The 20,520-nt window shown below is 65.5% G+C and carries 18 protein-coding genes; 7 read left to right on the top strand and 11 right to left on the bottom strand.

The window, feature by feature from the left end:
- The first annotated feature begins 95 nt into the window (after positions 1 to 95).
- Positions 96 to 1,583 carry a response regulator transcription factor gene (locus ACW4QM_RS03865; RefSeq protein ID WP_455798207.1) on the top strand — a complete coding sequence of 496 codons (1,488 nt, stop codon included), beginning with the start codon at positions 96 to 98 and terminating at the stop codon, positions 1,581 to 1,583.
- Positions 1,584 to 1,640: 57 nt separating this feature from the next.
- Here the strand turns inward: ACW4QM_RS03865 and ACW4QM_RS03860 are convergent, their stop codons facing one another.
- Complete coding sequence (locus ACW4QM_RS03860; RefSeq protein WP_114539496.1) at positions 1,641 to 2,921, bottom strand: 4Fe-4S binding protein; 1,281 nt, start codon at positions 2,919 to 2,921, stop codon at positions 1,641 to 1,643.
- A 190-nt stretch (positions 2,922 to 3,111) separates the two neighbouring features.
- Positions 3,112 to 4,056, bottom strand: a complete 945-nt coding sequence (locus ACW4QM_RS03855; protein WP_227070429.1) for an ATP-binding cassette domain-containing protein — start codon at positions 4,054 to 4,056, stop codon at positions 3,112 to 3,114.
- Positions 4,057 to 4,548: 492 nt separating this feature from the next.
- On the opposite strand from ACW4QM_RS03855, the gene ACW4QM_RS03850 reads away from it, so the two are divergent.
- The 5 genes from ACW4QM_RS03850 to ACW4QM_RS03830 all read left to right on the top strand — a co-directional run bounded on the left by ACW4QM_RS03850 (position 4,549) and on the right by ACW4QM_RS03830 (position 8,564).
- Positions 4,549 to 4,923 carry a GntR family transcriptional regulator gene (locus ACW4QM_RS03850; protein WP_114539498.1) on the top strand — a complete coding sequence of 125 codons (375 nt, stop codon included), beginning with the start codon at positions 4,549 to 4,551 and terminating at the stop codon, positions 4,921 to 4,923.
- 13 nt (positions 4,924 to 4,936) lie between these two features.
- A complete protein-coding gene (locus ACW4QM_RS03845) occupies positions 4,937 to 5,821 on the top strand; it encodes an ABC transporter ATP-binding protein (RefSeq protein WP_173114365.1) in 885 nt (294 codons plus the stop codon).
- Entirely contained in the window at positions 5,818 to 6,522 is a 705-nt protein-coding gene (locus ACW4QM_RS03840) for an ABC-2 transporter permease (protein WP_161127560.1), read from the top strand. Before ACW4QM_RS03845 ends, ACW4QM_RS03840 begins: the two co-directional genes overlap by 4 nt.
- Before the next feature lie 115 nt (positions 6,523 to 6,637).
- On the top strand, positions 6,638 to 7,126 hold the full coding sequence (locus ACW4QM_RS03835; RefSeq protein ID WP_173114368.1) for a MarR family winged helix-turn-helix transcriptional regulator: 489 nt from the start codon (positions 6,638 to 6,640) through the stop codon (positions 7,124 to 7,126).
- Between the two features lie 52 nt (positions 7,127 to 7,178).
- A complete protein-coding gene (locus tag ACW4QM_RS03830; protein WP_022740741.1) occupies positions 7,179 to 8,564 on the top strand; it encodes an MATE family efflux transporter in 1,386 nt (461 codons plus the stop codon).
- Between the two features lie 131 nt (positions 8,565 to 8,695).
- Here ACW4QM_RS03830 and ACW4QM_RS03825 read toward each other — a convergent pair whose 3' ends face one another.
- The 7 genes from ACW4QM_RS03825 to ACW4QM_RS03795 form a co-directional block, all read right to left on the bottom strand.
- Positions 8,696 to 11,755 (bottom strand): FtsX-like permease family protein, encoded by a 3,060-nt coding sequence (locus tag ACW4QM_RS03825; protein ID WP_455798206.1) that lies wholly within the window; start codon positions 11,753 to 11,755, stop codon positions 8,696 to 8,698.
- Positions 11,752 to 12,435, bottom strand: coding sequence for an ABC transporter ATP-binding protein (locus ACW4QM_RS03820; RefSeq protein WP_022740744.1), 684 nt, complete (start codon positions 12,433 to 12,435; stop codon positions 11,752 to 11,754). The genes ACW4QM_RS03825 and ACW4QM_RS03820 overlap by 4 nt, the downstream gene beginning before the upstream one ends.
- Before the next feature lie 173 nt (positions 12,436 to 12,608).
- On the bottom strand, positions 12,609 to 13,793 hold the full coding sequence (locus ACW4QM_RS03815; RefSeq protein ID WP_241520669.1) for a sensor histidine kinase: 1,185 nt from the start codon (positions 13,791 to 13,793) through the stop codon (positions 12,609 to 12,611).
- Positions 13,794 to 13,892: 99 nt separating this feature from the next.
- The gene (locus ACW4QM_RS03810; RefSeq protein WP_114539504.1) at positions 13,893 to 14,564 is read right to left on the bottom strand and encodes a response regulator transcription factor; all 672 of its coding nucleotides are present in this window, start codon (positions 14,562 to 14,564) and stop codon (positions 13,893 to 13,895) included.
- A gap of 152 nt (positions 14,565 to 14,716) precedes the next feature.
- Positions 14,717 to 16,171: a bifunctional phosphopantothenoylcysteine decarboxylase/phosphopantothenate synthase gene (locus ACW4QM_RS03805; protein ID WP_455798205.1), complete on the bottom strand. Its 1,455-nt coding sequence runs from the start codon at positions 16,169 to 16,171 to the stop codon at positions 14,717 to 14,719.
- 284 nt (positions 16,172 to 16,455) lie between these two features.
- Entirely contained in the window at positions 16,456 to 17,373 is a 918-nt protein-coding gene (locus ACW4QM_RS03800; RefSeq protein ID WP_022740757.1) for a 3-phosphoglycerate dehydrogenase, read from the bottom strand.
- A 143-nt stretch (positions 17,374 to 17,516) separates the two neighbouring features.
- Positions 17,517 to 18,155, bottom strand: coding sequence for a TetR/AcrR family transcriptional regulator (locus ACW4QM_RS03795; protein ID WP_022740760.1), 639 nt, complete (start codon positions 18,153 to 18,155; stop codon positions 17,517 to 17,519).
- 353 nt (positions 18,156 to 18,508) lie between these two features.
- On the opposite strand from ACW4QM_RS03795, the gene ACW4QM_RS03790 reads away from it, so the two are divergent.
- On the top strand, positions 18,509 to 18,949 hold the full coding sequence (locus ACW4QM_RS03790) for a plasmid pRiA4b ORF-3 family protein (RefSeq protein ID WP_161127552.1): 441 nt from the start codon (positions 18,509 to 18,511) through the stop codon (positions 18,947 to 18,949).
- Here ACW4QM_RS03790 and ACW4QM_RS03785 read toward each other — a convergent pair.
- Positions 18,938 to 19,783, bottom strand: coding sequence for a hypothetical protein (locus ACW4QM_RS03785; RefSeq protein ID WP_223899882.1), 846 nt, complete (start codon positions 19,781 to 19,783; stop codon positions 18,938 to 18,940). The two genes, ACW4QM_RS03790 and ACW4QM_RS03785, sit on opposite strands and share 12 nt — an antisense overlap.
- A 10-nt stretch (positions 19,784 to 19,793) precedes the next feature.
- Positions 19,794 to 20,489 (bottom strand): SanA/YdcF family protein, encoded by a 696-nt coding sequence (locus ACW4QM_RS03780; RefSeq protein WP_418694076.1) that lies wholly within the window; start codon positions 20,487 to 20,489, stop codon positions 19,794 to 19,796.
- Positions 20,490 to 20,520: the final 31 nt, after the last annotated feature.

Raw genomic sequence — 20,520 nt, 5'->3', positions numbered from 1 at the left:
ACCTGGGATTTCTTCGCTTCCTTATTGACAGCGGGTCATTTTCTCCGCAGACGCGCCGGAGCGTTTACAATAGATGGGAGGTTAGGGGGAAATCCATGGGAACGCGTTTCACTGCTTCGTCGCCCGTCATCATCGCGCTTCTGGGATGCGCACTCGCGCTCAATGGCACCTGGGTCATGGGGGCGTTCCAAAGCGTGGGCATCTTCGCCTTCGCGGATCACGGCGAGTCTGTCTTAGACGCGGTGTACCTGGTTTCCATCACGGTGCTTTCCCTCACGCTGTTGCTCGTCGGCTACTTCGAGCACGGCGCAGAACGCCTGCTCGCCCGCAGGGGCACTTTCTGGGTCTCGGCGGCGTGCACCGTGCTCGCGACGTTGGCCATGCCCCTCGGCGGTCTTCCATCCCCGGAGGGCTCGCTCTTCGTTGCCGGCACCGGGGTGCTGTCGGGGGTGGCCTCGGCGCTTTTCCTCATGTACTTCGGCATGGCGCTCTCCCGCGTATCGCTGCGCGAGGCCACAGCGGCCGTCGCCATCGGGCAGATCGCCTCGCCGCTTCTGTTCAGCTTCTCGCTCGTGCTCTCGCCTCCGCCGGCCTTGGCCTTCACCGCCCTGTTGCCCGTCGGCGCGGCTGTTGCCCTGTGGGCTGCCATCCGCCGTATCCGCGAGGCGGCGCAGATCAGCGTCATCGAGCTGGCCGACCAGCACCCCCTCACCGACGCCGACGAGCATCGCCAGGTCTCGCGCCTCGTCTTCCGCATCGTGCTCTGCGTGGCCCTCGTCGGCTTCGCCCACGAGCTCATGCGCACCCTCTACATACAAATGGACATCGCGAGCGCCGGAGGGGCTGCCTACGCCCTCGTGCAGGCGCTGGCTGGGGCGGCGGTGGTCATCGGCGCTATCCTCATCGCCCTGGCCATGATGAGCGTGAAGACCCTCTCCATGCCGCGGCTGTGCTACGGCGGCATCACGCTGTTTCTCATGGTGGGCGTCTTGCTGGGGCCGGCGCCGCTTCTTTGGGCGTCCCTGACGAGCATCGTCCCCTATGCCGTGAACCAGGCGGCCAACTCGTGCTTCGGCCTGTTCATGTGGATCATGACCGCTGCCCTCTGCCAGCGTTTCTCCGCCACTCGGGTGCGTACCTTCGCGCTCATCCGCGCCGGCTGGGCCCTAGGTCCCCTGGCGGGGCTTCTGCTCGGCCGCTTCGCCCTACTGGTGGGCGGCCTTACGCCTGCGACCGTATACGCCTGCATGCTCGTGGCGGTGCTGGCGGTGTTCGTGGCCATGGGGGCCGTGTTCAACGAGCGCGTACTCATGGAGACCATGGACATCCTGCCCCTGGAGCGCCGCGAACGCTTCCAGGACAAGTGCCGCCTCATCATCGAGCGCTACGGCCTGTCGGAACGCGAGGGCGAGATCATGATCATGTTCGCGAAGGGCCGCAACCTCGCCTACATCCAAGACGAGTTGTTCATCTCAAAGAGCACCGTGAGCACCCACCGCCAGCACATCTACAAGAAGCTCGGCATCCACTCCCAGCAAGAACTGCTGGATTTGGTGCAGGCCGCTAACCCTTACGGGGAGTAGGAGCCGCAGTGGCCGCCAGCCGAATTCCCCGGCCAGTCGGGACGACGCAAACCGCCTCTACCGCTCGTACACGTTCGGCACGTTCAGCAGGGCGCTCATGGCGTTCACGATGGACTTGGGGTCGTTCACCTTGCGGGCGCGGGGCTTCATGGGGATGCGCTCGGAGCGGCCGCGCTTGGTGACGTCGGCGGCGAACACGTCGGTGGACAGGGTCAGCGCGCCCGTGGGGCAGATGTCCTCGCAGCAGCGGCACTGCACGCAGCGGCCCGTGTAGTGGTCGATGCCGAAGGGCTTGCCGGTCTCCGCGGCCGTAGCGGCGTCGCCGAACTTGTGGATGGCCTCCGTGGGGCAGAACGTGGCGCACATCTGGCAGGACGTGCACTTCTCGGGATCGATGATGACGTGGCCGAACAGCCGCGTGTCGATCATGACGTCGTCCGGCTCGCCCATGTTGCTGAGGGCCAACAGCAGCCGGCCGCGACGCTCGGGCAGGAAGTGGGGCAGCGTGCCGTCCTCGCCCACTTTCGCGAACTTCGGCTCTTCCTCTTCCTCGGCGCCCAGCTTCTCGCGCACCACGTGCTCGGCGGTGATGGCTGCGGCGGCCCGGGCCTCGTCGCGCATCGACGAGAAGAAGCCGCGGCGCCCCGTGTCGAAATCGGCCGGCGCGGTAAGGCGCACGGAACGGGGCAGCTTGGTGGTAAGCTTCACCGTGACGTCGCTGCCCCAGGTCTCCAGCAGCAGGGCGGCCGTGTCGCGCACGAGCCGGGCCGTGCGGTCGACAGCGGCGTCCACCTCGGCGGCCTCGTCGGCGGCTTCCGTGGCCAGCGAATCGGCGGCCGCGGGGTCGGCATCGGCCGCGGCGGCCCCTTCTCCGTCGGTTGCGGCCCGCGGCCCCGCCACGAGGACCACGGAGCTCGCGCCCCCGGCGGCCAGCACGGCGATGAGGCTCTCGTCCACCCGGGCGAGGCTCTTCACCGCCACCACTTTCGCCGGGTCGTACTTGCCCTCGGCGGCCGCCTGCATGGCCTCGTCCATGACCACGGCCACCCCGTCGTTGGCCTGCATGGCCGCCACAGCCGCCTTCAGCAAGCCCTTGTCGTCGGGCTTCTTCGATTCCAGCGCCGCCGTCGGGCACACGGTAGCGCAGGTGCCGCAACCGATGCAGCGTTCGGGGGCCACGGCCAAGTCGTTGCCTTCCACGAGAATGGCACCCGTCGGACACGCCTCGGCGCAGCGACGGCAGGAAGCGTTGCGATTGCGCACCACCACGCACCGGCTCGGCTGCACCGCCAGCGACTGGCTCTCAAGCTTCTCGAAAAGTCCCAGAATGTTGTCCATGGATATCCTCTCCCACTAACCGCTGCATGGCGCAACAAAATACGGCCGGCTTTGCACAGCCGATCCGCCTGGCGCCTCGATATCCATGTTAAAGATCAAAGAGGGCCGAATCGTTGCGGTCATGGTGGTTCCTTCCACAAATCATCGTCCCCAAACCCACTGCTCAGTATGGCGAAAACGCCCCGCTCTGTCAACGAAAAAGAAGGGGGAGAAATCCTACCGCCAGCACCCGCCCGCGACTACGCGAATCGAGGGAGGCCAATCGAGAAAGCGCGTCACGGCACTGCTCGGCGGTGGGCTCCGGCGGGATGACGAGCACCCGCACGGTCGGGTCGATCCGCCGTGCCACCTCACTCACCAACGTGGTCTTCCCGGCACCGTTGGGGCCGGTCAGGGCGATGTGATCGGCGTTCCCGACAGAAAACGGGGGCACGAGAAGCCGACGTTCCCCAAGGGCCAGCGTCAGCTCCGGCTGCCGGTGGAGAACCTTGCGCGCGCTCGGCTCGGCGCGCATCCATAAGTCACCGTCGTAGCGCTTCTCCACCTTAACCGACGCCAGCGTCTCCTCAGCGCGAGACAGGCGGCCCTCCATACGGGAGCTCAGCTTGCCGGCCACGCCGTCCTTTCCCGTGTAGACGGCCAGCTTGACGCGCGCCTTCCCGCTATGGTCCTTCGGGTCGAGGTTGCGGCAGCTGCGCATGCCGGCCGCCCGCGAGGCCTCCTCCCGACGGCGCTGGGCCTCCCCCGCGAGGCGCTTTCTCTCGCGCTTCGCCTGATCGCGCCGGCGGACGGCCGTTTCCCGCTCGAGCTGCTCCTGCCCGCGCCCCTGGCTGTAGCCGCCGGGCCGCGCCGTCACCTGACCGGCCGCCATGAACAAGCACTGGGAGCACAGCGCATCCAGCAGGGCGCGGTCATGGGAGATCAGCAGGCCCACGCCCTTGAAGCGCGCAAGAGCCGCCGTGACGGCCTCGCGGGTGGGGACATCGACGTGATTGGTGGGCTCGTCCATAACAAGCAGATCGGGACGCTGCCAGAGCGCGCAAGCTACCTGCAGCCGCTTTTGCTGGCCACAGGACAAGGTGTCGTGGCGCCACGGCCAGTCGTCTTCCACGTCTAAATCACGGCGAAGGGCCACGGCGTCGCGGTCGTAGGCAGCGCACTTTCCATCTCCCGACAGATCCGAGCCGACCCCGAGCCTGCAATTCCCTCATTCAGACAAGAAAGCTCGCGCACGAAGACAAGATTTTCGAGTTGTTAGGCATGCGCCTGCAAAACACCGTCAGGATTCATCATGCCGTAAAATCACTTCGTCGTAAAACACCAGTTCGCAATTATTCTAACCAAACACTAAACTTCCTGTCGCGCTCTGCATCTCTCTTCTCGTGTCTAACAACTCAAAAATCTGTACCGCAACCGACGGAAATCTTTTCCGGCGGCCTTGACGGCTGTGTATAGGTGTGTATATACTGTGCATGTAGGGTATATACACTATTCACGCCCTTGCCGCGCCCGGGACGCTGGGGCGGCAAGGGCCGAAACTAGGACGGCACATCGCCGCACCTTGGGCGCTCGTCGCGAAGACGAGCGCTGCCGGAGCTCGCGATACGCCGTCTGCGAAAGAGGCACCTTGGACATCATCATTTCAAACGGAAGCAGCGAGCCCATCTACGAGCAGATCACGCGTCAGATCAAGGCGGCCATCATGGCCGGAGAGCTGGCCGAGGGCGATCCCCTTCCTTCCATCCGCGCCCTGGCGAACGATTTGCGCATCAGCGTCATCACCACCAAGCGGGCCTACGCGGAACTGGAAGAAGCCGGCTTCATCGACACCGTGCAGGGCAAGGGTTCCTTCGTCGCCGGAGGCAACCTGGAGCTTCTGCGCGAGGAGCGGCTGCGCCAGGTGGAGGGACACCTCGCCCGCGCCGTGGCCGAAGCGGAAAACGCTGGCATAGAAGCCGCCGATCTGCACGCCATGCTGGATGTGCTGCTGGAAGAAAACTGAACGAGGAGCGAACATGACTTACCTCATGGAGATAAACAACCTGGGCAAGCGCTACGATGACTTCGAGCTTTCCGGCGTGAGCCTGGCCGTGGAACCGGGCTGCGTCGCCGGCTTCATCGGATCGAACGGCGCTGGCAAGACCACCACCATCAAGGCGGCCTTGGGGATCATCGCCGCCGACGAGGGTGCCGTGCGCCTGTTCGGCCAGCCCATCGCCTGCGGCAGCCCCGAGCTGGACGCCATCAAATCCCGCATCGGCGTCGTGCTGGACACCTGCGCCTTCCCCGACACCTGCCGCGTGGGCGATGTGGGCGCTATCGGGCGGGCAGCCTACCGCGAATGGGACGCCGTCCAGTTCGCCGCGCTGTGCGACCGCTTCAACCTGGCCCCGAAAAAGAAGGTGGGCGAGCTCTCGCGCGGCATGGGCATGAAGCTGACGCTGGCCTTCGCGCTCTCGCACAACCCGGAGCTGCTCGTGCTGGACGAGGCCACAGCCGGGCTCGACCCCATCGCTCGCGACGAGGTGCTCGACCTTCTGCGCGACTTCATGGCCGAGGGCGATCGCGGCATCCTCATGTCCACCCATATCACCTCCGACTTGGAAAAGATCGCCGACGAGGTCGTCTGCGTGGACGCCGGCCGCATCGTGTTTACGGCCCCCAAGGATGCCATCACCGACGAGGCCGGCGTGGCCCGCTGCCGCGCCGCAGACGTGACCGCCATCTTGGATGCCGGCTTCTTCGCCCCCGGCGAGGCCCGCATCCTGCGCCACGACTACGGCTGCGACGTGCTCGCCCCCGACCGCTTCGCCTTCGCCCGCGCCTTCCCCGATATCCCCGTGGACAAGGCCACCATTGAAGACTACATGACCCTCATTCTGAAAGGGGAATCCCGATGAAAGCCATGATCGTTTCCGACTTCGCCGTCCTGCGCAGCGCCATTCTTCAGCTGCTCGGCATCTGCGCCATCATTGCCCTGTTCATGGGGTACGCCATGGGCACCCTGGTGGGAGGCGCCGCCGCCATCGCCGCCATGCCGCCGTTCATGCTGCTGTTCTCCCTTGCCGCCACCGACGAGCAGAACGGATGGGAGCGCTTCCGGCTCACGCTGCCCCTCACTCGCCGCCAGGTGGTGTTCGGCCGCTACGCGAGCCTCGCGCTCGTCGCCATCGGCACGATCGTCTTTGCCTTAGCGCTGTCGTTTCTGCTTTTGGGCGTGATTTCCTGCATGCCCGCCGGCACACTGCCCGAGGGGCTGACGCCGGCCGAGAACCCGCCGGCCGCCCTCGTCGGAAGCGTGGTAGGCGCGGTGGGCGTCATCACGCTGGGCATGGCTGTCACGCTGCCGCTCGTTTTCCGCTTCGGCATGACCCGCGCCACTCGCTTCGTGCCCGTCGTCGTGGTGATTGCCATCGCCTGCGGCATCGGCTTTTTCGATGCCGGCATCCAGCCCACCGGCGTGCTCGCCGACCTTGTGCAGTGGCTCGACACCGGCAGCAACTACCTCTTCCTCGCCGCCGCCCTAGTGGCCGTCGTCGCCCTCATCTACGTGGCCAGCGCCTTCGTCGCCGCCAAGCTCTACGAGAAGCGCGAGTTCTAGCCCCTAAACCTCTTGGAAACCTTGTGAAGGCCTTGCTTTGGTCTGATTTCGGACTATACTAGCGAACTCGTTAGTCCGAAATCAGACCAATCGCATTTTGAGGTACAGAAAGCCCATGAACGCCGACAAGATCGCACGCAACGAAAACACCGCGCTCGACGAGAAAAGCCAAATCGTGGAGACAATCCGCGCCATCGATGATTTCTATCGCCAGGCTGACGAGCTGTATCGTCAAACCGCGTGGCGCATGGGACTCCCTGATTGCGCCTTCGATATCGTGTACGCGCTCGTCAACGAAGATGGCCTCACACAGAAGCAGCTGTGCGAGCTCGGATTCTCTTCGAAGCAAACGGTGCACTCGTCTATCAAGCGCATGATCGACAAAGGCGTAGTCGAGCTGCGAGGAGACACGCCCCGCACTCAACGCGTTTATCTGACTGGTTACGGGAGAAAGCAGTACGAAGCCCACATTCAAGCCGTACTGGCCGCCGAGCATGAAGCCGTCGCAATCTTCACCGATGAAGAGCAGCGCCAACTTACCAGCGCCATGAAGCGCTACATCAACGCGCTGAACGAAAACCTCTCGACTCTCGCCTTCCACTAGAGACGCCCGCTTTCCTTGCTTGTTCTGCCCTCTTTTCTCCGAAAGGTTTCCCATGTCAGTCGATATGTCCAAACACTTCTCCACCAGCGCCCTCATACGGTTCACGCTGCCCACCATCGCCATGATGATCTTCACCTCGTGCTACACCATCGTGGACGGGTTCTTCGTGTCGAACTACGCCGGCAAAACGGCGCTCGCCGCCGTGAACCTGATCTTCCCCGCCGTCATGATTTTGGCCTCCGTGGGCATGATGATCGGCACCGGGGGCAGTGCCCTTGTGGCCAAGACCTTGGGCGAGGGCGACCGGCCCCGGGCGCGGCGCCATTTCTCGTTGCTCATCATCTTCGCCTTCGTCGTGGGCTCGGTGCTTTCCCTTGGCGGCTGGTTCTTCATGGAGCCCACGGCCACCATGCTCGGCGCCACGCCGGGAAGCCAGATGCACCATGACGCCGCGCTTTACGGCCGCATGATGATGATCTCACTGCCGTTCTTCATCTTGCAGTACGCCTTCCAGAGCTTCTTCGTCACGGCGGGCAAGCCCAAGTACGGCTTTCTGGTCATTGTGGCGGCCGGCGTGGCGAACATCCTTCTGGACTTCCTGTTCGTCGGCGTGTTCGGCTGGGGGCTTCCCGGTGCGGCGCTCGCCACGAACATCGGTGAACTCATCGGCGGCGGCATTCCACTCGTCTACTTCGCCCGCAAGCGCTCGACGCACCTGTACTTCGTGCGGCCGCATCTGCGCTGGCCCGTCATCGGGAAGGCCTGCGCCAACGGCTCGTCGGAAATGGTCACCAACATCGCCATGAGCCTCGTGGGCATCCTATACAACTGGCAGCTTCTGCGCTTCATCGGCGAGGACGGCGTGGCGGCCTACGGCGTCATCATGTACACCGTGATGATCTTCTCGGCCGTGTTCATGGGCTACTCCGTGGGCACCTCCCCGCTCATGAGCTTCCAGTACGGCGCCCAGAACCATACTGAAATGCGCTCGCTTCTGTGGAAGAGCCTCGGGATCATCGGCGTGGCGAGCATCGTCATGTTCCTGCTCGGCCAGTGGCTCGCCGCACCCCTATCGGCCATCTTCGTCAGCTACGACGCGGCCCTGCTGGAGCTCACCGTGAGCGCCTACAAGCTGTACGCCCTGTGCTTTCTGTTCATGGGATTCGCCATGTACGCCTCGGCGTTCTTCACGGCGCTCAACAACGGGCTCGTCTCGGCGCTCATCTCGTTCCTGCGCACGCTCGTGTTCCAAGTGGCGGCGGTCATCGTGCTGCCGATGCTGTTCGGCATCGACGGCATCTGGCTCTCGGTCACGGTGGGCGACGGGCTCACCTGCCTGGTGGCCGCCACGTTCATGATCGCCCTTTCGGGCCGTTACGGCTACCGCAAAGGCGGCCTGAGCCCGAAGGCGAAAGCGAAGGCAGAAAACGGGGACTAGGCCACGTTTTCTGCATCGTAGTCAACTTATCTGCATCATTTCGGCACCCCTTGATGCAGAAACCAAGTTTACTCGGGCGGGTGGGGGACGCAGCGCACCCTCACCCGCCTTGCTTGATGTCGCAGCACCTCCTACACGGCGTCGGCGCGCAGGGCCTCTACCACGTTGTCGGCGCGACAGCGGTGCATGCCGTAGGCCACCGACGCACCCACAGCGACCACGGTCATGGCGGCGGCCAGGGCCACGTAGCTCCAGGGCAGCGTGAAGGGCAGCCCCGTCATAGAGCCGGAGATCACCTGCCACAAAAGGAAGGACACGAGCAGCGACAGCAGCACGCCGGGCACGAGGCCGCGGATGCACCAGGCGACGCATTCCTCGGCCACCATGGCACGGAACTGCCGGTTCGAAAGGCCCACCGACTTCATAACGGCGAACTCGCGGCGGCGCAGGATAAGGCTGTTGGTCACCGTGTTGAACACGTTGGCCATGGCGATGAGCGCCAGAATAACGGCGAACAGCAGGCAGAACACGTTCACCACCGTGGCGATCATCTGGTTGGAATCGCGCTGCTCGATGTAGTCGTTAAAGGAGTAGAACGCCAGCCCGTAGGGACTCTTGTCATGGAAGTACGCGCTGCCGGCCGTCGCCAGCTCCTCGGCGAGCGCGCCGTGGTCTCCATCGGCAGAGTCGAAATAGCTATAGAAGATGGGGGACGTGCTGCCGAAACCCTGGTAAGCCGCCATGGACTCGGGCACGATGAGCTGCAGGCCCTCCCCACGGGCACTGGCGATGGCAGGCGCCTCCTCGGCCAGGGCGACAACCTCGACGGAGACCGTCTGCGCCTCCGCCTCCTCCAGAGGGAACCATTCGACCCCGTCGTCATCGCCTTCAAGGTAGGGCTGGAAGGCGAAGGCCTCAGCATTGCCCTCTCCGGATGTTGCGCCGACGCCGATGCCCGCCGCCGGCTCGCCGTGATAGGTCACCGCCGTAAGGGCCTCCAAAGTGCCCGGCTCTCGCAGCACGTTGAGCAACTGGTAGACGCTGCCATTGTTGCCGTAGCCCTGGGCCAGGGCGATGGCCCGCAGGTGAGCCGGATCGCGAAAGTCGGCGGGGTCAAGCCCCAAGCTCTTCGCGTAGTCGTCGAAGGCGGCATCGTCCAAGTAGGCGACGGAGCCGACCGCGCCGATGCTGCCGTCGGCCATCGTGCCGCCCGTGCCGTTGCTCGTATCGGCAAGGGCGTCGCCCGCCATGGCCTCGGGAAGAATGGCGTAAATGTCCGCCGTCATCTTCCAGCCCACCGGCTGGGCGCCGGCCACTTGGGAGAGATCGGCGAAGGCATCGGCGAACACCTGGGCCTGCGCTGCGAACAGCTCGTTGTTCGCAGCCGCGACGGCTTCGGGCGTCGTCGAGGCAGCGGGCTGGGCAGCGCCCTCGGCAGCCGCAGGACCGCTGGCTGCAGCATCGCTTTCGCCAGCCGCCGCGCCTCCGTCATCAGCTTGCGCGTTCCCGCCGGCCGTCCCTTCGTCCTGGGACGCCTTCGCATCCAGCTGGGCCCAGACGCCCACTTGGCCGGCCGGCTCGCCGCCGCCGGTCACCACGTTGGTCAGGGTGCCGAGGAACACGTTCAGTGAGCCGGCGGTCATGAGCAGCACGATGGCCAGCGCCAGCGACACCGAGGCCGCCCGGCCCTTCCCCGTGCCGCGCTTGCGGTTGATGCGCGCCAGCATGCCGCCGACGCCGAGCACGCGCCCGGCCGCCCCGCGGGCCTTCCAAAGCCGTGACGCCTCGGTGCACCTCGCGGCCCGCGCCGCCCCGCGCCGGGAAACGCGGCTGCCGCTGGCGGCCCGCAGCGAGTCGATGATGTTCGTGCGGCTCGCCCGCTTCGCCGGAATCCACACGGACACGAGCACGGTGACGAACGTGAGCACCGAGGCCGCAAGCAGCACCCAGCCGCTCACGGCCACGCGGAAGGGCACTTCCACCGACCCGGCCAGCTGGGAGATGGCCGGCCCAAGCGCCGCGAAAGTGGCAGCGCACCCGGCAAGACCGATGAGAAGCCCACAGGGGATGCCGATGACGGCCACGATGGCCCCTTCCAGCACCACGGCCCGGCGCAGCTGCCGGCGCGAGGCGCCCACCGAGGACAGAAGCCCAAACTGCTTGATGCGCTCGGCCACCGAGATGTTGAAGGCGTTGAAGATGAGCGAAACGCACGCCACGACGATGACCGCCGCCAGCACCACGACCAGGCCGTAGAACGTCGCCCAAATGGAGGAGTCGCTGGAAACGCCCATGTAGCGCAGCATGGCCGTGTGGAGCACCACATGCTCGTCGGGGAACAGCGCCTCTGCGGCTTCTTCCACCTGCTGGGTGTTGGCCACGTCGTTCAACGTGAAGAACACGTCGGTAAAGGCGTCGGGCGCGGCGCCCCCAGCGGTCACGCCCACCATGCCTGCCGCCGTGGAAAGGGCGTAGCCCGGACGATCGTAAAAGCCCACCACGGTATAGGTGCTCTCCTCGGTGTTCGTGATATCCTCGTTGAAGATGCCGCCGTCGATGTCCGCCTCCAGCACGCCCATGGAGGAGTTGAGCGGTGTGCCGTCGGTGATCTCGCTCTCGTGGGCCTCCCCCTGCACGCCCCACGAGGCGGTCATGGTGCCCGCGGACATGGATCCCTCCTCGCCCGGGGCGAGTCGGGCCACCCGCTGGCCCACGTCGAAGGTGACCGTATCGCCGAGGTTCACCCCGCCGTAGTCGTTCCACGTGGAGAAGAGCATGATCTCGTGGTCGTTCTCGGGCAGGCGTCCCTCGCTGGGCGTAATGCCGCAGATGTCGCCCACGTCGCCTTCGATGGAGCGAATGGCCAGATAAGTTCCCTGGGTATTCTGCTGGTCGGCAGTCAACGCGGCGAAGCCGACATCGCGCAGGATCGCCGTGCCAGCCACCTGCGGGTCGGCTTGGGCGTCGGCGACCTTCTCGTCAAGCGCCGAGCTGCCATCGGCTTCCACGCAGGCCATCCAGGTGCCGGCCAGGTGCGCCTCGGAACGATAGAGGTAGTCGTTCAGCGACACATAGGTGGTGAGCACCGCCGTGAGCAGGGCCGCGGCCAGGGCCACGCCGGCGATGGTCACGAGCGTGCGCACTTTGTTGGCACGCAGGCTCTTTACGGTGAAGTTCGTCGTGGCGTTCATCGGCGGATCCTCTCGTCGCGCACGATGCGGCCGTCCTCCACGGCGATGATGCGGTCGGCGGCCAGCGCGATCTCCTCATCGTGGGTGATGACGATCATGGTCTGGCCGAACTCGCGGTTGGAATCGCGCAGAAGCTGCATGATCTCGCAGCTGTTGCGGGTGTCCAGGTTGCCCGTGGGCTCGTCGGCGAGCACTACCGCCGGCGCGTTCATGAGGGCGCGCCCGATGGCCACGCGCTGCTGCTGGCCGCCGGAGAGCTGGCTGGGCAGATGCCCCTCGCGGCCGGCGAGTCCCAACCTTTGCACGAGGCCTTGCAGGCGGCCCGCGTTCACCGTGCGGCCGTCCAAGGCCACGGGCAACGTCATGTTCTCCACCACGTTCAGCACCGGCACCAGGTTGTAGAACTGGTACACCAGCCCCACCTCGCGGCGACGGAACACCGCCAGCTCCTCGTCGGAGCGCGCGTACACGTCGGCGCCGTTCAGCAGCACATGGCCCGAGGTGGGCCGATCCACGCCGCCGATGAGGTGCAGCAGGGTGGACTTGCCCGAGCCCGACGAACCCACGATAGCCACGAACTCGCCCTCTTCCACGCTGAAGGACACGTCATCCAGGGCGCGGGTGGCCGCCTCGCCCTCTCCGTAGATCTTCGTCAAGTGGCTGACCGTCAAAATGTCCATGCCAGATGCCTTTCTTCTCCTGGTTTCCCAATCTACGGAACAAGTATGGCGGCCACCCATTGCCGCCCCCTAACGCGCCCATTACGGTAATGTAATTAAAAGACTTAATGCTCGAAATCTGGAACACTAACGGGCCTAATGTCCCAAATTTCGAGCATTAACAGACGCGCCGCCTACACCACGAGTTTCGGGAAGGCGATTTCGAAACGGGCGCCGCCGGCGGGGTTGTTGGAGGCACGCAGGGTGCCGCCCTGGGCGGAGACGAGGGCCTGGGCCAACGAGAGCCCGATGCCGAACCCGGCGGGCTGACGAGCGTCGTTGCCGTTGTCGTCGGCCCAGGGGCGACCAAGGTCGCCCCCTACGGGATCAACCTGCATCCTGTCGGTCGGATCGGTATTTTCCAAACGGGACGGTTTTGATCGAATCCCCTCAGCCGGATCGAAGCCTTCTGTAGGGGGCGACTTCAGTCGCCCCTCGGGCGCAAGCTCGGGAGATGCCGGGACGAGACCTCTTCCTCGGTAGAAGCGCTCGAAGATGTGGGGCAGATCCTCCGGGGCGATGCCGGGGCCGGTGTCGGAAACGGCAATAGTGGTGGCCAGGGCGTCCTCGCTCACGGCCACGGTCACCGTGCCACCGGGAGGGGTGTGCTCCATGCAGTTCTTCGCGATGTTCTCCACGGCCTCGGCAGTCCACGGCGCATCGCCCTGGAAGGTGGCGGTCTCGTCCAATTCCAGCACGAGATTCACGTCGCGCAGATCCATGGCGGTGGCCAGAGGCGCCACCGCCCGGCGCGCTACCTCGGCGCCCCGCACCTCGCGCTGCTCCACGTGCATGGCGCCGGCATCCACCTTCGCGATCTTCAGCAGCGTGGTCACGAGCCACGAGACGCGCTCGATCATCGATTCCAGCTCGCGCACGGCGCGTTTGCGCTCGCGGGCATCGTCGGCGCGCTCCACCACGGGCAGCATGAGGGTGATGGCCGTGAGCGGCGTGCGAATCTGGTGGGACACGTCGGCCAGAGAATCGGCCAGCGCGTTGCGCTCGCGGGACAGCTGGTCGCGGGTGCGCGAAAGGCGCGACACCATCTTCGACAGCTCGTTGGCGAGCACCGCCACGTCGCCCTCACGGCAGTTCGAGAAGCCCACCGTGCGGCCCGAATGCAGCACCTCGTCGATCTCCTCGGCGAGCCGGCGAATCTGGCGGTGGCGGTACAGCGACACGACGAGGAACACCGCCAGCAGCACCGCGCCCGTGCCGGCGACCCACGGCTTCGCCTCGCTCGGCGCCGCCCACGCGAGCACGGCCATGAGCGCCACCATGACCGCGCACTGGCGCAACAGCGTCGATGCGGAGCCCACGCTACTCGCCCCCTCGTGCCGCGGCGGCGCACTCCATCAGCCACACGACGCACTCCATCGACCGCACGGCCTCAGACCACCGAACTCGCGCCATCGCCCCTACTCCCCCACCTTGTAGCCAAGACCGCGCACGGTGACGATGAGTTCAGGCTCGGCCGGGTCGGTCTCCACCTTCTCGCGCAGGCGTTTCACATACACGTTCAGCGCGTTGTCCGACACGTACTCCCCGGCGCTGTCCCAAATAGCGTCGCGCAGGTTCTCACGGGTGACGAGCTTGCCCGCATGCTGCAAAAAATACAGCAGCAGCCGGTACTCCAGCGCCGAGAGAAACACCTCGCGGCCGTCCTTGGTCACGGCCGCCGAGGCTACGTCGAGCCTCACGTCGCCGACGGTGAGCACGTTGGAGGCCGGGGCCGTGCGCCGCAGCGCTCCGCGGATGCGCGAGATGAGCTCGCGGGCGCGAAAGGGCTTGGCGATGTAGTCGACGGCTCCCATATCGAGGCCCGCTACCGTTGAGTACTCGTCGTCGGAAGCGGTAAGGAAGATGACGGGCATATCCGGCGCCGCCTCGCGGGCCGCCGCGCACACGGCGAACCCATTGCCCTGGGCCAGCGTCACGTCCAGAAGCGCGATGTCGAAGTCGTCAGTCGCCAATGCCGCGCATGCCCCATCCTGGGTCGCGCAGGAACGCACGGCAAAGCCCTCGCCTTCCAAAAGATCAGTGAGCGCCCGCACGATGGCATGGTCGTCCTCAACCAACAGAACCCGCATGATGCCCCTTTCCACGCGCGCGTCGCCGCAGTCAGCACCTGAGCCGCTGCGCCCGATGCCCTTTCTCGTTCGCCACCATGATAGCGAAAGCGCCCCTGCACAGGGGGCGCTTTCAGGAAAAACCGCGCCAGCTTACGGAAGCGTAAGAGGCGTTAGTCCAGATGCGCAGCTACCACTTCCATGAGGCGCTCGGCTACGGCGCGCTTGCTCATGAGGGGCAAAAGCACGTCGTCGCCTTCCGTGACGAGCCACACCTCGTTGTTGTCGGTGCCGAAGGCGAGGCCGTCGCCCACCTGGTTGGCCACAATCATGTCGGCATTCTTCTTCTTGAGCTTGGCATGGGCGTTCATGAGCACGTCGTCAGTCTCGGCGGCGAAGCCCACCACGTACTGATCGGGACGCTTACCCGCGGCCAGAGTGGCCAGGATGTCGGGGTTCTCCGTGAGGGGCACGTTGGCGAGCGCCGCATCGTCGCGGCCCTTCTTGAGCTTGCGGTCGGCCGGGTTCGCCGGGCGCAGGTCGGCCACAGCGGCGGCGAAGATGGCGGCATCGGCGGCCGGGAACACCGAAGAAGCGGCGGCCAGCATGTCGCGGGCCGTCTTCACGGGCACCACTTCCACGCCATCAGGTGCGGCGAGGGCCACCGGGCCCGACACGAGCACCACCCGCGCGCCGGCAGCCGCAGCGGCCTCGGCGATGGCATAGCCCATCTTGCCCGAGGAGTAATTAGAAATGTAGCGCACCGAGTCGATGGGTTCCACCGTAGGGCCAGCCGTCACGAGCACCGTGCGGCCAGCGAGCGCGCCCGCGGGCATGGTGGCCGCGCCATCGGCCACGGCGGCCGGCAGCGGGGTGTCGGGAACGGCAGCAGTTGGGAGATCCTTCGACTCCGAGCCTTCGGCGCTCTGCTCGGGATAGCACGGGGCGGAAGCGCTTGCGGCAGCGTCCTCAGTGGAAGACGCAGAAGCCGACGCGCGCGCAGCATCGATCTGCTCCATCACGGTCGCGAACGGCACCTCACCGTGCCGCTCACAGGCCTCCCGCAGGGCGTCCAAGCCCACGCGCTCGGCCAACAGGGCCAGCGTCTCGCGCACGATGACAGCGGGATCGGCCAAACGACCGCGACCCACATCGCCGCAGGCCAGATAGCCCGCGCCCCCTTCGATGAAGCGCACGCCCCGGCGGCGCAGCGTGGCCATGTTCTCCTGGGTGGCCGCCGCCTCGTACATATGCACGTTGGCCGCCGGCGCGATGGCCAGCGTCGCCGTGGTCGCCAGGGCCGTGGTGGACAGCAAGTCGTCGGCAATGCCGCAGGCCACCTTCGCCATCACGTTGGCCGTGCACGGCGCGATAAGGAACACGTCGCATTCTTGGGCGAGTGAAATGTGGTGAATGGGATCTGACGGATCGTCGAACAGCCCCACCGCCACCTTCTCGTGGGTGAGCGCCCGGAACGTCACCGGGTCGACGAAGTGCGTACCGTGCTCGGTCATGACCACCTTCACGCGCACGCCCGCCTTCTGCAGCCCGCGCACGATCTCCCCGGCCTTGTAGGCCGCAATGCACCCGGTCACTCCCACCAATATGCAAGGCCGCTCCACACTCATCGCCCTCTCCTTCCACGAAGTTTTCCGCCTATTATAGGCGAACCAACTGGCTAATTCGAATCGCACGCAGCCAGCGAAGGAGAACGCCCTCTCGGCGACCTCTTATCGCCCTGCGGAGAATGCGGCCGTTAAGAAGCAGATTCTACTTCAGCAGCAACGATGTCGGGATGGTACCGACCCATGTGCGTCATCTTCTCTGCTTCTTTTGCCGCATTCGCAGCAGGATCAAGCGATAAGCGGGCGACGAGAGGGCGCTCTCCTTCGCCACCCGCATTACCGAGTTGCTACATATTCACGCAGTGGATCTTCTCGCCGCGCTCGAGGTAGGCCATGACTTCCTCGACGGCCATCTTGGCGCAGTTATCCTCGGCCTCGGCGGTGGAGGCGCCCAGATGCGGGATGACGATGGCGCGCTCCATCTTCACGACGGCCGGGTTGGCGAAGTCGGTCACGTACGCCGCCACCTTGCCGGACGCCAGGGCCTCGGCCATGGCGACGTCGTCGACCAGCACATCGCGGGAGAAGTTCAGGAACACGACGCCGTCCTTCATCTGAGCGATGGCGTCGGCGTTGATCATGCCCTTGGTGGCGGGCAGCGCCGGCACGTGGATGGTGATGAAGTCGCTCTCCTTGAGTACCTTCGGCAGGTCGGCGAACTCCACCGTCGGGGAAATCTGCTCGTGCACGGTGATCTCGTCCATGGCCGGATCGTAGCCGATGACCTTCATGCCCAGCGCCTCGGCGGACTGCGCCACCAGCTTGCCGATGGCACCCAGGCCAATGACGCCCAACGTCTTGCCAAGAATCTCGCCGCCTGCGAACTGCTTCTTGGCCTTCTCGGCGGCCTTGCCCACGTTCTCGTCGTCGGCGTTGTCGCGCACCCACGCCACGCCGCCGATGATGTCGCGGCTCGCCAGCAGCATGCCGGCCAGCACGAGCTCCTTCACGGCGTTGGCGTTGGCGCCCGGCGTGTTGAAGACGGCGATGCCGGCCTCGGCGAACTTGTCCAGGGGGATGTTGTTCACGCCAGCGCCGGCGCGGGCCACGGCCTTCAGGTTCGCGGGCACTTCCATCTCGTGCATGTCGGCGGAGCGCACGAGGATGGCGTCGGCCTCGTCGATGTTCTCGGTGACCTCATAGTTGTCGGTGAGCAGGGCCAGGCCCTCAGGAGAGATGTTGTTCAGGCAGTAGATCTTGTACACGAAAAGCTCCTTTCAGTAGGCATCCCCAGCATACCGCGAACTTTAGCGCGCTAAAGCAACAGTTGCGCTGACGGAGAAAAAGCGGTTTCGTGCGGCGGCGCGCAAGGGCGGCGGCGCGCAAGGGCGGCAGAAGCCCCGGCCCCCTACGCGTTGGCGTGGTGCACGTAGTCGCAAATGCGCACGGTAAGCGAGCGCTCCGCCGCCGCAAACGCCTCGGCGCAGTCGCAGCCCTCCTCGGCGCGCTGTTCGGCCTCGCGGATGTAGTGCAGCGTCGTCGTGAGCACCATGCCCACCACGGCCACCGCCTCGAACGCCGCATCGATATCGCCGCGAATGCTGCCCTCGCGCTGCCCGCGCTCGATCTGCCCGCGCAGCACCGCCAGCAGGCGCTCCTCCAAAGCGCGCATCGGCTCGGACCATTCGCGCCCGCGCCGCCACAACTCCGACACGAGGATGCGCCCGAATCCGGCGTTGCGGAAAATAGTCGCGGCGAAAGAATCCATCATGGCCGTAAGGGCTTCCACGGCCGAAGGAGCCTTACCGGCGATAGCCACAAAGTCGTCGACGATCTCGCCAATGCCCTCCACGAGGATGCAGGTGGCGATATCGGCCTTGCTGGAGAAGTGGTAGTAGGCCACGCCCTTCGAAACGCCCGCCACCTCCACGATGCGCTCCACCGTCGTGTCGGCGTAGCCGCGTTCGGAAATGACCTCGATCGCCGCATCCAGCAATTGGCGCCGGGTGGCGTCCGCCTTGCTCGTTCTCCCCTTCTGCTGGGCCATGCCCCACCTTCCCGCCCGCGCAACCGACAATGCCGCGTGCAAAACGCCTCGACCGGCTCCGCGCCGTCGGGCAACCACTCATTTTGGTCATCGCAGCGCAGCTGCGGCCATTAATCTCTCATCAACGAGGAGAGACGCTGCTGCGATGATAATACCGGGCTCCCGCAAGACCGGGCGCCCCGGCGAAAGACTCACCAAATCCCTTGAATTCCTGACTTATTTACTTAGTGTAAATAGACACCTTATCCCTGCTTGAAGCTACTTTTTCGGCCAATTTCAACCATTTGATTTCCCTTAGGGAAAACTCCTGTTACAATGCCCCCGTCATGAGGAGGACGAGAAAGGCTCGAGTCGTGACCGCCAAGATCATCGAATTTCCCGGCCAATGGTGGCGCGCGCCCGAAGCGACCCCGTGCGAGGGGGTCTTTTCGAATGCTGCGCTCACCCTCGTTATCGGGCCGGCGGACGACTCCTCCCCGCAGTGCAGCGCCTTCATGAGCGCCGACGAGACCCTTGCCGACCTGCATCGGCTCATCATCCAGCACTTCGGGTGGGACGACGCCCACAACTACTTCTTCAGCCAGGGCTGCGACCGCTACGAGGATCCGTTGCTGTTCGCCACCCAAGATCGCGTCTCGGCCCGCTGCCGCCGCATCTACTGCGCCGCCGACGTGCCGCTGAGCCGCGTGTTCAGCCGTCCAGAGGCGCCGCTCTACTATACCTACGCGCTACCGAATGGCCGCGAACTGAAAATCGTCCTCGACGACACCGTCGCCTTGAAGCTATTCGGCTGAACCGCCCCGCAGCACCTCGTCGCGCAGCGGCTCCGACGCTCCCGTGCGCTTAAACGCGTGCTTGCCGGCCAGCAGCGGCGGAGCCTTCCGCACCCAAATGGAGCCGAGACGCAAGCCCAGCAGGCGGGCGCGCGACCGAATGGCCTCGGAGTACGCCTCCACGATCGGCTTTGTCTGCGCCACGTCGTCCACGTAAAGAAGCAGCCGGTAGCGCTTCTCCCCCTGTCGCTTGCCATCCCGAGCCGCCGTCTCGCCGGTTGGCCCCGCGGCGAACATCTCCCGCACCGAGGCACCGCGAACCTTCTCGAGAAGGGCCCAGGCCAGCTCGGTGTCCTCGAAGACGAGGAACACGGCCCGCTTCACGATATCCAAGGCCCGCGCCTCGTCCTGGTACTTGAGCCCGTCACGGTTGCCGGGAACGCGGGCGTTCTCCCCTTCCTCCCACAATTCCGGAAACAGCCGCCGCTGGCGCATATCCCATTTCGCAGGGAAGAAGCGCAGCTCGTTGACGGCGAAGCCCTCTTGCTCCAGATTCATGAGCAGTACCGACTGCCAGGCGTCCACCTCGGTGCGCGCCATGGCGTCGTCCAGATACATGCCGAAGACCCACCAGTCCTTATGGCGGTCGGGCCCTTTGCGGGGGCGCTCGTCCTTGGCGATGTAGATGCCGTTGGTGTGCATGAGGACGAACCGCCCCACATCCGGGCGCAAACGCCACGTGCGCTCCACGGCGGCGCGGAAGCGATCCTTGTTCCGCGAGCGCTTGAGAGCTGCGGCGGCTTCAGGACCCCAACCGGCAATGGTTCGATCCAGCTCGGTGCCTAGCGTCTGCACAAGCGCCCCCTCACGTCAGATCTCCGGAATCGTTCAGCGATACCGCCTCGCCGGCCGTGTCCACGGGCAGGCGCAAAAGCGCCGCGTAGAAGTCCTTCGTGCGGGCGAGCACCTCGCGGATGCTGTAGGCCCGCTGGTTATCGTAGGCCCCCTTGTCGCAGGGCACGCCCCACGCCTGCATGCCCAGACAATCGGCAGCGAACATGGCGCGATACAGATGGTAGGCCTGGGTGGCCACGATGATGCGGTCCGCCCCGAACACGTGCCGCGCCCGCCACATCGACTCGTAGGTGGTGTTGCCCGCATGGTCTACGTACACGTCCTCGCTCGGCACGCCCAATTCAACGCAGTACGCCTTCATGGCGTCGGACTCGTTGTAGTGGGAGGTGCGGTTGTCGCCGCTGACGATGATGGCCCGGGCCGCACCGCTCTTGTACAAGTCGCAGGCCACTTCCAGCCGATCGGCCAAAATGTCGCTCGGCGTGCCGTCGGCGTACACGCTGGCCCCCAGCACCACCACGGCATCGGCGGCATCGCCGGCCAGGGCCCTCGCCGCGCCTTCCACGGTAACTACCCGATCGCGCGTCGTGGCCACGGTGACCACGTTGGCCACGCCCACGATGAGCACCGCCAGCGCGCAGACGGCCAGCAGCACGCGAGCGCACCAGCGCCACCAGGGCACGGGTCGGGCGTTGTCGCGGGCCACAGGCCACCTCCTTCGTAGCATCGGAAAAGCG

Source organism: Adlercreutzia sp. CNCM I-6207 (genome assembly GCF_977072305.1).
This window is presented reverse-complemented; position numbering and strand designations above follow the sequence as displayed.